The 13,347-nt window shown below is 58.2% G+C and carries 10 protein-coding genes and 3 pseudogenes; 5 read left to right on the forward strand and 8 right to left on the reverse strand.

The window, feature by feature from the left end; genetic code table 11:
• Together Q0341_RS00080 and Q0341_RS00085 are read left to right on the forward strand one after the other, a co-directional pair.
• Positions 1–531, forward strand: a pseudogene (locus Q0341_RS00080) (polyphosphate kinase 1); the annotation flags it as partial.
• A gap of 5 nt (positions 532–536) precedes the next feature.
• Positions 537–998, forward strand: coding sequence for a histidine phosphatase family protein (locus Q0341_RS00085; RefSeq protein WP_299509642.1), 462 nt, complete (start codon positions 537–539; stop codon positions 996–998).
• 6 nt (positions 999–1,004) lie between these two features.
• Here Q0341_RS00085 and Q0341_RS00090 read toward each other — a convergent pair whose 3' ends face one another.
• The 5 genes and pseudogenes from Q0341_RS00090 to Q0341_RS00110 form a co-directional block, all read right to left on the reverse strand.
• Positions 1,005–1,559: a hypothetical protein gene (locus Q0341_RS00090; protein WP_299509644.1), complete on the reverse strand. Its 555-nt coding sequence runs from the start codon at positions 1,557–1,559 to the stop codon at positions 1,005–1,007.
• Positions 1,560–1,731: 172 nt separating this feature from the next.
• The gene (locus Q0341_RS00095; protein WP_299509646.1) at positions 1,732–3,234 is read right to left on the reverse strand and encodes a Ppx/GppA phosphatase family protein; all 1,503 of its coding nucleotides are present in this window, start codon (positions 3,232–3,234) and stop codon (positions 1,732–1,734) included.
• 32 nt (positions 3,235–3,266) lie between these two features.
• Positions 3,267–3,620, reverse strand: a complete 354-nt coding sequence (locus tag Q0341_RS00100; protein WP_299509660.1) for a helix-turn-helix domain-containing protein — start codon at positions 3,618–3,620, stop codon at positions 3,267–3,269.
• Between the two features lie 23 nt (positions 3,621–3,643).
• A pseudogene (gene arsJ, locus Q0341_RS00105) lies at positions 3,644–4,901 on the reverse strand (organoarsenical effux MFS transporter ArsJ).
• 1 nt (position 4,902) lies between these two features.
• Positions 4,903–5,946 carry an ArsJ-associated glyceraldehyde-3-phosphate dehydrogenase gene (locus tag Q0341_RS00110; protein WP_299509647.1) on the reverse strand — a complete coding sequence of 348 codons (1,044 nt, stop codon included), beginning with the start codon at positions 5,944–5,946 and terminating at the stop codon, positions 4,903–4,905.
• A 221-nt stretch (positions 5,947–6,167) separates the two neighbouring features.
• Between Q0341_RS00110 and Q0341_RS00115 the strand changes: the two genes are divergently transcribed.
• Positions 6,168–8,393, forward strand: coding sequence for a PhoX family phosphatase (locus Q0341_RS00115; RefSeq protein ID WP_299509649.1), 2,226 nt, complete (start codon positions 6,168–6,170; stop codon positions 8,391–8,393).
• A gap of 182 nt (positions 8,394–8,575) precedes the next feature.
• On the opposite strand, the gene Q0341_RS00120 is transcribed toward Q0341_RS00115, so the two are convergent.
• The gene (locus Q0341_RS00120; RefSeq protein ID WP_299509652.1) at positions 8,576–9,205 is read right to left on the reverse strand and encodes a ParA family protein; all 630 of its coding nucleotides are present in this window, start codon (positions 9,203–9,205) and stop codon (positions 8,576–8,578) included.
• Positions 9,206–9,655: 450 nt separating this feature from the next.
• On the opposite strand from Q0341_RS00120, the gene Q0341_RS00125 reads away from it, so the two are divergent.
• Entirely contained in the window at positions 9,656–10,522 is an 867-nt protein-coding gene (locus Q0341_RS00125) for a glycosyltransferase (RefSeq protein WP_299509653.1), read from the forward strand.
• A 123-nt stretch (positions 10,523–10,645) separates the two neighbouring features.
• Here Q0341_RS00125 and Q0341_RS00130 read toward each other — a convergent pair whose 3' ends face one another.
• Both Q0341_RS00130 and Q0341_RS00135 read right to left on the reverse strand, forming a co-directional pair.
• Positions 10,646–11,503: a hypothetical protein gene (locus Q0341_RS00130; protein ID WP_299509654.1), complete on the reverse strand. Its 858-nt coding sequence runs from the start codon at positions 11,501–11,503 to the stop codon at positions 10,646–10,648.
• 553 nt (positions 11,504–12,056) lie between these two features.
• Positions 12,057–13,037, reverse strand: a complete 981-nt coding sequence (locus Q0341_RS00135; RefSeq protein ID WP_299509657.1) for an IS481 family transposase — start codon at positions 13,035–13,037, stop codon at positions 12,057–12,059.
• A gap of 57 nt (positions 13,038–13,094) precedes the next feature.
• Between Q0341_RS00135 and Q0341_RS00140 the strand changes: the two are divergent.
• Positions 13,095–13,347 (forward strand): annotated as a pseudogene (locus Q0341_RS00140) (hypothetical protein); the annotation flags it as partial.

Here is a 13,347-nt window from a genome sequence, read left to right on the forward strand (position 1 = left end):
CAAATGAAGGCCCGCATTGAAGCCGTGGGCCAAGCCGCTGCTCGGGGTGCGGTCGGGCGCATCGTGATCAAAATGAATGCCCTGACGGACCAGCCCTTGATCGAGGCCTTGCTGGCGGCCGGCCAAAAGGGGGCCAGAATTGACTTGATCGTTCGGGGCGCTTGTCTGTTGCCTGCTGGGGTGGCTGGTTTGAGCGACAACATCCGGGTGCGCTCGGTCATCGGCCGTTTTCTGGAGCACTCAAGGGTGTTTTACTTTTGCGCCGATCAGGATGAATCGCTGTTTTTGTCGAGTGCCGACTGGATGACCCGCAACATGACGCGCCGCATTGAGTTGGCTTGGCCTGTGACCGACCCGGTTCTGCGTCAGCGCATCATCGACGAATGCCTGATCGCTTATCTGCACGACGGGCGCGACGCCTGGGATTTGGCACCGGATGGCCAGTACCACCGCGTGGGCCTGACCGCACCAGGCCACGGTGCGCAGCAAGCGCTCATGCAGCGCTACGGTGCATCAACTCATCAGGTTTGACGGCCATGGATTTGATCTTGTGGCGACACGCCGAAGCCCATGAAGCGGGGCCAGACGAGGACGACTTGCTCAGGGCCTTGACGCCCCGTGGCCGCAAACAAGCCGAGCGCATGACAGCTTGGCTGGACGCCCAGTTGCCGCAAGGCACCCGCGTGCTCAGCAGCCCGGCCGTGCGGGCCGAGCAAACCGTGCTGGTGTTGAGGCGCAAATACAAAGTGCGCGATGCCTTGTCTCCGGGCGCGAGTGTGTCTGATGTGTTGGAGACGGCGGGTTGGCCCGATGCGCGTTACCCGGTCTTGTTGGTGGGGCACCAACCGACGCTGGGGGGTGTGGTGGCCCATTTGCTGGGCATGCCCGAAGCGGCATGCACCATCCGCAAAGGCGCGGTGTGGTGGTTGCGCCACCGCATCCGCGAAGGTCAGGCACAAACCGTGTTGCTGGCCGTGACCTGTCCTGAGCGTTTGTAAGGCCTGTCAGTCTTTGGCAGGTCGGCCGGTTTTGATGGTGGGCACCTGGGCCATGGCTTTTTTGAACGCAGCATCGGCCATGCCACTCATCGCCAGCAAGCCAGCACGGATCAATTCGCTTTTCTTGACTTCTACGCCCAAAGCCATGGCGCGTTTTTTCATCTCGTTGATTTGCATCAACTCGGTCTTGGGCAGGGTGAAGCTGTCGCGCACCACTTTGATCTTTTTCTCTTTGGCCGCTTTGGCTGCTTTGGTCGGCGCTACAGACAGTTTTTTGTCTGCGGCTTGACTTGGCTTGACTGGACTTGACGCCACTTTGGGCTGGGTCTGCGCACGGGATTTGGCTGGTGCAGCGGGTTTGACCACTGAGGCGGTTTTTGCCTTGACGGGTGGGGCTTTGGGGATTTTGGAGGCCGTTTGGCTGACTTTTTTCCGAGGCGTCTTGGCGGGGGGCGTCTTGGTCGTGGCCTTCTTTGTCGGCGCAGTTTTGGCCGATCGGCTCGGGGTTGGGGCTGAGACAGGGGTGTCGCCGTTGGCGGCTGGATGGGCAGAGTTGTTCATGGTCAATAGGCTTGAGGAAATTAACGGTGCATACAGTTTATACCGTTGATTCCAAATGAACAAGGGCGCTCATGGCCACGACTTTACAAGTCGTCATTGCCAGGCTGTTGACAACCTTTACCCAAGCTTTTTTAAAGAGAGGTGCGGCCCACCCGGCAGGTGGGTTGGATGCTTACTCCACCACGACTTGGAGCACCCAATCTGTTTTGTACCAAGCCACTTTTTCTTCGCGCAACAAGTGCGCCGATTGTGGCCACAGTTCAGCCCAGTCACTGTCGATCTGAAGGCTGGCGGTGCGCCTGTCTCCATCGCATTGGATGTGCAGGCCCGACAAATCGGGGTCGCGCCGGGCATGGCACAAGATGACCGCCAAACGCAGCGCCATGAGTTGCTGCACAAAACGAGGGTCTTCGAGTTCGGCCTCGAGCTTGCGCAGCTTGCCCCGGTGGCCCAGCACCAATTGGCTCAGGCGGTGCAGTTCGTCCAGGGTGAAGCCGGGCAGGTCGGTGTTGTCCAGAATGTAGGCGCCATGCTTGTGGTAGTCGCTGTGCGAAATGCGCATGCCGGTCTCATGCAGTTGGCAGGCCCAGTGCAGCTTTTTCAAAAGGCGCTGGCGTTCGATGGGCAGCATGTTCGCGCCGGGCGGCATCATGGCTTGCAGCAAGCTTTGGGCCGTGCGTGAGACCCGCTCGGCCTGTATCAAATCGGTGCCAAAGCGCACGGCCAACCAGTCGACCATCGACGAGCGCACATCTTGTGTGCCTTCGCGGTCAATCAGGTCGTAGAGCGCGCCGTGTCGCAGCGCCCCTTGGGCAGGCCGCATCTCATCGATTTGCAGCAAATCAAATACCGCTTGCAAGACCGCTAAGCCACCACCGATGACGGGTTTGCGGTCTTCCTTGACGCCGTCGAGGCGCAAGTTGTCCAGCTTTTGGGCCTTGAGCAAACGCTCTTTGAGCCAGGTCAAGCCCTCGCGGGTGACGCACCCCTCGGGCCAGCCGCCCTGGCTCAGCACTTCGGAGACGGCCCCCACGGTGCCCGACGAGCCATAACACGTGTCCCAATGCTGGCGGTTGAACAAAACCGACGCTTCATCCAGCACCGCTTTGGCCCCGATCTCTGCGGCTTTAAAGGCCTGCGGTGTCCACAGCCCATCCGGAAAATATTTCATGGACCAGGCCACGCTGCCCACGCGGTAAGACTCCAAAGTGCTGGCGGCTTCGCGCTGGCCCAAAATCATCTCGGTCGAGCGCCCCCCAATGTCCACCACCAGGCGACGCTCATCGGACTGCGGCAGCAGGTGCGACACGCCCAGGTAAATCAGTCGGGCCTCTTCGCGTCCAGCGATCACCTCGATCGGAAAACCCAAGATGCGCTTGGCTTTTGCCATAAACACATCGCGGTTGCGCGCCTCGCGCAAGGTTTGTGTCGCCACCGCACGCACCTGGCTGGGTTTGAAGCCCGCAATGCGCTCGCCAAAACGGGCCAGGCAATCCCAGCCGCGCTCCATGGCGTCCTCGGTCAGGTTGCGTTCGGCATCCAGGCCATTGCCTTGGCGCACGGTTTCTTTGATGTATTCCACGCGCCGCAGCTGACCCGCATCCATCTGACCAATTTCCAGGCGAAAGCTGTTGGAGCCTAGGTCAATGGCGGCGTAAAGGGACTTGGTTTGCATGCAGTTCAGGAGTTAAGCGGAAAGAGTTTCGATTATGTGACGGAAGTGTGAAGCTGAGATGACAAATCCTCGCAAGCCACGGCGGGCATGTCGTCACAGGGCTGGCCTTGGCAGCAGTGGTCGGTCAAGAAACCGACCAAGCTTTGCATGGCGGGCATGTCGGCGCGGTAACGCAAAAATCGCCCTTCGCGCTGCACGCGCACCAAGCCGGCGTGGTGCAGCTCTTTGAGGTGAAAGGACAGCGTGTTTGCCGGCACCCCCAGGGCTTGCGAGAGTTGGCCTGGCTGCATGCCTTCGGGGCCCGTGCCCACGATGGCCCGAAACACCCGCAAGCGCGAGGCCTGTGCCAAAGCCGCCAAAGCCTTGACGGCCAGGTCTTCGTCCATGCGGATTTGCGCGGGGTCGGCGCTCATGGCGAGCCTGCGGGGGCTGGCGATGCGGGCTGATTGCGCACCACCACTGGCAAGCGCAGCGTGGCCAGCCAACACATGGCCAGCATCAGTGCCGAGCCCAGCAGCGCATACAACAGCCCCCCCCACTGGTACAACAAGCCCGACAGCAAGGTGCCCATGAAGCGGCCCAGCGCATTGGCAGCGTAATAAAAGCCCACGTCTTCGGCCGCCTTTTCTGAGCCGGCATAGGCCAGCACCAAATAACTGTGAACCGACGAGTTGATGGCAAAGGCAAAGCCGAACAGGCTCAAGCCCCCGACCACCCCACCATTGCAGCTGCGGCGCTTGCAGCCACACAGCCGCTGCGATGCCCAACGCAATCAGCGTGAGCGCCGCCGACCACCAACGCGCAGCAGGCACCTCTTGGCTCAGGCCGTCGGCGCTGCGCCGCACCAAGTTCGGGGCCAGGGCTTGCACCAAGCCGTAGCCAATAGTCCAGCTGGCCAAAAAGCCGCCCACCATGGTGAAAGTCCAGCCCACCGAATACAAAAACACCGGCACGCCCACCACAAACCACACATCGCGTGCGCCAAACAAAGCCACACGGGCGGCTGCCAGCGCGTTGATGCCCGGGCTTTTGGCGAACAGCTCGCGGGCCGAACCCGAGGCTTTGCTCTTGCCCATCAGGGGCGGCAGGCTGGTGACCACGCCGACGAGCACCAAAGCCAGCAGGCCCGACATGGCCCACAGAGAGCCCTGAAACCCCATGGTCTCCAGCAGAAAACCGCCCAGGAAAAAACCAAAGCCCTTCATCGCATTTTTGCTGCCGGTGAACCATGCTACCCACTTGAACAGCTGGCCATTGCCCGTGTCTTTGGCCTGCGCCTGCGTGATCTTGATGGCCGATTTGCTGGCGGTTTTGGTCAGGTCTTTTGCCACACCGCACACCCCTTGCGCCAGCACCACCCAGGCCACCGACATGGCAGCTGTCCACTCGGGTTGCAGGGCTGAGAGCAAACCAAAGCCGATGATTTGTGTGACCAGGCCCACGGTGAGCATGCGGGCAATGCCATAACGTGTGGCCAGCCAGCCGCCGACCAGGTTTGCCAGTACCCCAGCGGCTTCGTACAGCAAGAACAAAAACGCCAGCGTGAACGGCGAGTAACCCAGCCTGTAAAAGTGCAGCAGCACCAGCATGCGCAAAGCGCCGTCGGTCAGGGTAAAGCCCCAATAAGCGGCGGTGACGATGCCGTAATTGCGTTCAGCGGCATTCATCTCAGATGCCGACGTCGTTCATGTGGCAAGCCAGGTCCACCATGCGGCAGGCGTAGCCCATTTCGTTGTCGTACCAAGCATAAATTTTGAGCAGCGTGCCGTCGGTCACCAGGGTGGACAGCGCGTCCACAATGGCGCTGCGCGTGTCGCGGGCGTAGTCGGCGCTCACCAAGGGGCGTTCCTCGTAACCCAAGATGCCCGACAACGGGCCTTGGGCTGCAGCGGCAAACAAAGCGTTGACCTCTTCGGCGCTGGTCTCGCGCTTCATCTCGAACACGCAGTCGGTGAGCGACGCATTGAGCACCGGGGCGCGCACGGCGTGGCCGTTGAGCTTGCCCTTGAGTTCGGGGTAAATCAGGGCAATTGCCGTGGCGCTGCCAGTGGTGGTGGGGGCCAGGCTCACCATGGCGCTGCGGGCGCGGCGCAGGTCCTTGTGCGGGGCATCGACCACCAAGTTGGTGTTGGTCGGGTCGTGGATGGTGGTGATCTGGCCGTGCTTGATGCCAATGGCTTCGTGGACGACCTTGACCACCGGGGCCAGGCAGTTGGTGGTGCAGGATGCGGCGGTGACGATGCGGTCTTTGGCGGGGTTGTACAGCGTGTGGTTGATGCCCACCACAATGTTCAGCACATCGCCCACCTTGACGGGCGCGGCCACGATCACGCGCTTGGCGCCCCGGTCCAAGTGGCCTTGGATGGTTTCAGGCGTCAAAAATTTGCCGGTGCACTCCAGCACCAAGTCCACGCCCATGTCTCCCCAGGGAATGTCGGCCGGGTTGGCGTGCGAAGAAAAGCCCAGGGTGCGATCACCGATGCGGATCTGGCTGTCACTTTCGGCTTCGATGTGCTCGCGCCATTTGCCTTGCACGCTGTCAAACGCCAGCAAATGCGCGGTGGCCGCCGCGCCGCCCTTGAGTTCATTCAAGTGCACCACCTCCAGGCGGTTGCCTGCGCGGGGGTCGTCCGATTGGCGCTCGGCAGCGCCCATGGCCGCGCGCAGGGCCAAACGGCCAATGCGGCCCATACCGTTGATTCCGACTTTCATGTTTGATCCTTCGATGATTATGGAAATTTCAATGTGTTGACTGTGCCACTTGTGTGTGACAAAACCATGACATGTTTGCAGCACATCCTGTCGAAGGCTTGCAAAAGTCTCCGTTGGGCACGCAACACCTTAGCGGGCGTAATGCCCTGTGAGTTATGGGTTTTTTGACATCAAAAAGTCACATGAACCCTTTCAAATAACTGTTTTCAACAGGAGTTTTCATGTCTCACCACGATCACGACCCCGTCTTCAACACCTCCAACAACCCCCATTTTCAAGACGTTCTGGCCCAGTCGCTGCAAAACCCGGCACGCCGTGGTTTGTTGCGCGGTGGCTTGGGCCTGGCGGGCATGGCCATGCTGCCCGGTTGCGCCACACTGACTTCGGGCATGGCTGCTGCGCCCAACGCACTGGGTTTCCCCTCGGTTGAAAAAAGCCTGCTAGACAACGTCATGCTGCCCCCGGGCTACCAATACAGCGTTTTGCACGCCACCGGCGACGCACTCGATTCGGCCTTGGCCGCTTATTCCAACAAAGGTTTGGAGTCTGACGACTGGTCACGCCGTGTTGGCGATCACCACGACGGCATGGACATTTATTACATCGATGCCAACGGCCGTTACTCCGAAAAAGACACCGGCCGTGCCGTGCTGTGCGTGAACCACGAGAGTTCGGCCGACGCTCACTTCATGCACCCCAATGGCCAGACCTCCAATCGGGTCAGTGGCAAGAAGTTCTCGCAGTTTGGCGACTGGGATTTGGGCGTTCGCCCCGAGTTGGAAGTCCTCAAAGAAATCAACCACCACGGCGTCTCGGTGGTCGAAATTGTCAAAACCCCACAGGGCTGGCGTGTCAAGCAAGACTCTCCCCTGAACCGCCGCATCACCGCGCAAACACCCGTGCGCATCAGCGGCCCACGCGCCCACATTGAGGCGATTCGCAGTTTCATGGTCACCCGCTGGGACACGGCAGGGGCCATGGCCCGAGGCACACTGAACAATTGCGGCCACGGCAAAACCCCTTGGGGCACTTATTTGGGTTGTGAAGAAAACTGGGCTTATTACTTTCAGACCACGGCCGCTGGTGCGGCCTTGCCTGCCAAAGAAGTGGCTTCGCGCAAGCGTTATGGTGTGGCCTCTGCCGCACCAGCGGCCGGTGCTAAAAAAGCCGCCAGCCAAGGCTGGCACACCGTATCGTCTTCTGACGACCGTTTCGCCCGCTGGAACTTGGCAGCCACCGGTGCCAATGCCGAAAAAGACTTCCGTCACGAAGCCAACACGTTTGGTTTCAATGTGGAAATCGATCCGCTGGCCCCCAACGCCACACCCGCCAAACGGACGGCCATGGGCCGTTTTGCGCACGAGGCTGCTGTTTGCGGCATCCCCAAAGCGGGCGAGCCCTTGGCGTTTTACATGGGCTGCGATTCACGCAACGAATACATCTACAAATATGTATCGACCGCCGTGTGGGACCCGCGCGATGTCGGTGGCGGCCTCGTGGTTGGTGACAAATACCTGAGCGAAGGCAAGCTGTATGTGGCCCGTTTTGATGCCACAGGCCGTGGTGAGTGGCTGGAGTTGACCATTGCCGATCCCCGAATCGCCAACCACGGCGCTTACAAGTTTGCCAACCAGGCCGATGTGTACGTGAATGCCCGCTTTGCTGCCGATGCTTTGGGTGCCACCAAGATGGACCGCCCTGAGTGGGGCGCCGTCAACCACCGCAATGGCGAAATCTACTTTGCGTTGACCAATAACAGCGCGGCCAACCGCACGCCCAGCAAAACCGACCCGGCCAACCCCCGCGCGTACATGGATCTGGACGGCAAAAAAGGCATGGGCAACCCCAATGGCCACATCATCCGTTTCAAAGAGGCGGACAACAAGTCAACGGCCAAAGCCTTTGCCTGGGACATTTTCTTGTTTGGCGCTGAAGAGGATGCGGGCGACGCCAACTTGTCTGGCCTGACTGCTAAAAACGCCTTCTCATCGCCTGACGGCATGTGGTTCAGCAAGGCCACCGGCATTTGCTGGATTCAGACCGACGACGGCGCCATCACCGACGAAACCAACTGCATGATGCTGGCCGCCATTCCTGGCCAAGTGGGCGACGGCAGCAAAGTCACCGTCAAAAACAAAATGGTGGTCGGTGGTGTTGAGCAAACCGGGACCCAAGAGACCTTCATGGGCGCGGCTTTGGGTGAGGCCAAGCTGCGGCGTTTCCTGGTGGCCCCTTCAGGGTCCGAAGTGACGGGCATCACCGAAACGCCAGACGGGCGCACCCTGTTTGTCAACATCCAGCACCCTGGTGAATTGTCCAAGCCCTTGGCTTCGGGCAGCGCGCCGCAGAGCATGTGGCCAGGCAATGCCGGTTATGGCCCGCAAGGCCGCCCACGCTCGGCCACGATCGTGATCACGCGCAAAGACGGCGGTGTGATCGGTCTGTAAACCGCGCAGGCCAAATGTTCAAACAGCCGGGTGATGGCTTCGGCATACCCGGCGAACATTTGGCCTGTTTGGCCTGTTTGGCTTATTCGGCTTCTCTATTTGGGCCAGCAGTCATGTATGTTGTTTGTCCATCAAGAACATGATGGACTTGATTGTTTTGTTGCAAGCTGGGGCTGCAGGCATCAGGACATGGCCAAGGTCAGCATGGCCTGCTCTACATCCTGAGAAGCCTTTTTGAGGTGGGGGTTGCTGGACTCGCTGCCAGCCCGGCCCACATCCAGGTCGGCCTGAAAGCCGTCCCGCTCTGGCCATACGGCGTTGAGCATGTCAAAACCGGCATCGCCGATGGTGGCTTCAGCTTCTTCGAGCAAGCGCTGCGAACGGCCTGTTTTGGACAGGACAATGACGATTTTGTTGGCAACAGCACGGGTTTTGGACAGCTTGCGTGCCAGGGCCAATGTGGGACGAAGGTCGTCCATGGAGGTGCCCGTGGGCAAGAACACGATGTCACTTTCGCGGCTGACATCTTCGGTCAACTCATCGGCCAATCCTCGGGTGTCCACCACGACCAGATCGTAGCCCACCACGTCCTTGCGCAATTTTTTAAGGCTCTTGAATGCGCGGGCTTCAATCTCTGGCTCGATGCCGTTGCGCATCCTCAGAGCGCCCCACTCCACGCAGGTGAGTTGCTCCAGATCGAAGTCACCGATCAGCACCTTGTGCTGCGCACGGGCCGCAGCCACGGCCAACACGCGGGCCAAGGTGCTTTTACCAACACCGCCCTTTTGTCCCACAAATGAAGCAATTCGCATGGTTCAACTCCTGATTTTTAAAAATGCCACACATGATCAAATCCCAAGAGGCAGATTGTGAATGCCGTGCACCCATCCTGTGTAAATATTCATGAATCGACTGGGGTGATAAAAATTCAAACGCGAGCGCATGCCCATTTGAAAACAGGGGCTGACACGGTCACGCCCATGTCATTCGCATCGGTCAAGCTCATGTCAGATGAAATACCTTGTTCAGCTCATTTACTTCAATGCCGGTGGTGGTCACAGGTCAGCTGCACTGGCCTTGCAGGAAGTCATTGCTCAAAAGCACCCGGATTGGTCGGTGTCATTGGTCAATCTCTTTGGGGTCATTGACTCGGACCGTTACTACCAAAAACTGACCGGCTTTGCCCCCGAGGATTTGTACAACTTGAGGCTAAAAAAGGCTGGACCCGTGGCTTGGCCACTGAGCTCAAAATCTTTCAGACCATGATCAGGCTGACCCTGCCCAAGCTCAAAAAGAAGGTCCGGTCATTTTGGGGTCTCAACCCACCAGATTTGGTGGTCTCTCTGGTGCCCAATTTCAACAAAGTCATGCACGAGGCGCTTCGAGACGAATTGCCGGGTGTGCCTTATGTCACGGTCCTGACCGACATGGCCGACTACCCGCCCCACTTCTGGATGGAGCCTCGGCAAGGCCAGTACATCATTTGTGGCACAGCGTTTGCGGCCTCTCAAGCGGCCACGCTGGGTTATGACCAACGTTCTATCTTCACCACATCGGGCATGATTTTGCGCCCTGATTTTTACCGCAGGCAGTCGGTGAACAAAACGGTCCAGCTTGAAGAAATGGGTCTGGACCCCAACGTCCTCACTGGCTTGATCCTGTTTGGCGGACATGGGTCATCTGAAATGCTGCAAATTGCCAAGGCACTGCCTGACCGACAGCTGATTTTTATGGCGGGCCACAACACCGCGTTGGCCAAAAAAATGGCAACGCAATCGGCCTCTGCAAAGCACCATGTCATGGGTTTTGTCAAAGACATCCACCTCGTCATGCATGTCTGCGATTATTTTGTGGGCAAGCCAGGCCCGGGCAGCTTGAGTGAGGCGGTGCACATGGGTTTGCCTGTCATCACGTTTCGCAACGGCTCCACCATGCCTCAAGAACGGTACAACACGGTTTGGCTGGAAGGGAACCAACTGGGCAAGGTGATTGAATCGGTCAGTGAATTGCCAGGTGCTTTGGAGGCGCTGTTGAGCGAACTTCCCCTCTACCATGGCCATGTCCAACAAATGAACAACCAAGCGGTGTTTGAAGTGGTCGATGCTTTGGGGGCGATCAAGGCTGGTTGAGCTGAGCGTCTTTGTGGCTGTGAATACCCAGCGCCAATCCATAAACACGAGCCAGGCCTGGCACACGAGCACGGGTGACGAGCGCTACACCGCCTACCTGCTGACTCGAACTGGCCCCGGCATTCAGTTCGCTGGTGCCAGCGTGAGCTCGAAAGCGTAGGTCGTTGGCAAGGTACTGTTTTTTTGGAAGTTGAAGGTCATGGGACCTTCACCGCGCCCCTGTGGTCCCGTGTTCGCCAAGACATTGCGATTCAAGTCACTGAGACTGATCTGACCCCATGCCAGCATGCGCGAAGTGTCCGTGCCCGCATCAAAAACAGTGCTGCGCTGCAAGGCATAAGAAGCAAAATCGTCAGAGGCATAGTGCACCAACTTGATGGACATCAGCCATTGGCCCTTGAGCACATCCCATCGTACATGGTCAGCATCACCACGCATCACCACGCCATGAATCAGATAGGTTTGCAAACCAGACGCCATAACACTGGGAAGCAAGGGGCTGCCAGATGCTTCGTGGGCCAACAGGCTTGGGCTTTGCAAATCAACGGCTCGGGTCTCGGATGGGTTGCCTGCGACATCTACTTGTCTGAACCAAACTTGGTCGAGGCCACGGCCTAAAACCCCCAAAGCGGAGCCGCTGCCCACATGCCAGGGGGCTTGACCAGTTATTGAGTATTCCCAACGGGCACCCGGCTCAAGGCCCGACATCAGCAAACGGGTGGTGATGCCTTCCTGTTGCGGGGTGATGGACAAGGCCACCGGGGCCAGGGTATCGAGCACACAACGGACTCTCACGATCTCTGAAGTGTTGCCTGCGTCATCGCGGGCGCGCACCCAGATCATCTTGGCCCCGTCGTTCTTGACTTCAAAAGTACTCCCTTGGCCGCGTGTCCAGGTTGCGCCCTGATCGAATGAAAATTCCCAATCGATGTCGGCACTGTCCACATCCCACAAACCATTGCGGGTGACGCCGTCGCTCAAGTTCAGCCCTGTGTCATTGAAAGACAAAACAGGGGCTGGGAGTTTGACTGCCAATGCTTTTGGCGCTGGATTTGGATTTGACGTTGGCGTTGGCTGAGACAAATCCACTGGGCCCCAATTTATGCGTGCAGGCGCAGGGCCTGAGCTCACGCACGACACTGAAACAAAAGCAGCAGCGAGCGCCATGACTAGCTGTAAATTTGTCAGACAGCGCAACAACATGGCAATTTTCGTGGGAAATATAAACACGATTTAACGAGATTCGTCTGTCAATTTCTTGAATAAACAAGGTTTATTTATGCAAAAATTTACTCAGATCCATAGGGGTAAAAGGATGGAAAAAATCGTGAGACACCCCGCGGGGTGTCTTGAATCGCAACCACTTGCCAATGGGGCGATCAGCCAGCCATGGTTTGCGTGTGTCCTAGGTTGCTGGCATATTTGCGATTGCTGATTGTGTCCACAAAGAACCATTCGCCCTTGGCTTCGGATGCTGTAAAACTCATTTTCAAGTAACCTCGTTTCGAGGCATCCATCCAATTGAGATCATCCACTACGTGTCGCATCCCGGATGATCGTAAGGGCGTTTTACAAACAAATGCGGATGAGAAGCGTACCAGTCTTTCATGGCCCTCATCGGGGTTTTGCTCTTGAGCGCCGACTGGGGTAATTGATGGTTGTACAAGGCCACGTAACGCATGAGCGTTTGCTCCAAATCCTCGCCACTGGTGAATCGATGCGTTTTGAGCACATCGGCAATGCGCCCATTAAAGCGTTCGACCATGCCATTGGTTCGGGGCGTGCGTGGCTTGGTCAGGCGGTGCTCAATGCTCAGGGCTTGGCACAGTTGGTCAAACTCATGGTTGCCCGTGGCCTGGCGCTCACGGCTTGCAAACAACCTGTCGGTGAACTCTTTGCCGTTGTCAGTCAGAATTTTCTGCATCTTGATCGGACAAGCCTTGTGCAAGGCGTTCAGAAACGAGCGAGCGGCAGCGGCCGTCTTGTGACTCTTGATCTGAACAAACACCCAGCGCGTGGCGCGGTCAATGGCCACAAACAGATAGCGCCTGCTGGTCTCGTCGGGCATCTGGGGCAGGTATTTGACATCGATGTGGATGAACCCCGGCTCGTAGCTTTTGAAGGCTTTGTGAGGCTCAGTGGGCTCTTTGGGCTCTTTGGGCTTGAGCGCATTGAGGTTGCCAACGCCGTGGCGACGCAAGCAACGATCAAGACCCGAGCGCGTGGCTTGCGGGCAAAGAAACTCGCGGGTGACGGCCAACAAATCATCCAGGGGCAAAAGCAGCGTCTTTCTGAGTTCGACCACGATCTGTTCTTGAGCGGGTGTGAGCGTGGTTTGAAGCCGCTGCGGGGTGTGGGACGCGTCATGGAAGTTGTCTCGGCCCTTCCATTTGTAGACGGTGCCTTCACTCACACCGTAACGCAACGCCAAAGTTGCAGCGGTGTCCGAGCTGGCCGCCATCTCCGCTCGAATGGCGGGCGTCGTTCGTGCGTTTTTATGCAAGGCAATCATCATGACAAGGCTCCCGGGTGGACTGCTGTGGTGACGCAAAGATTGTCTATCAATTGGCGCATGACCTCTCTTGCCATGAACAGGGGATGCCGTTTTGAGTCAATGCAATCATCCGGGATGCGACAGCTAGTTATTCTGGCAACTTCACTTTTTCTTGCCGGCTGTGGCGGGGGAGGTGGAAGTGCATCTGGAAGTGGCAATGACACGCAGGGCGGTAGTTCAAATAACTTAGCACCGCTTTCTTCAATTTCTACGCCTTCTGCTACGCCAACAACTGGAAGTACCGTCCAATTTGATGGTTCAGCTAGCAGGG

It is taken from the genome of uncultured Limnohabitans sp. (genome assembly GCF_937889215.1).
Classification (GTDB): Bacteria; Pseudomonadota; Gammaproteobacteria; order Burkholderiales; family Burkholderiaceae_C; genus Limnohabitans_A.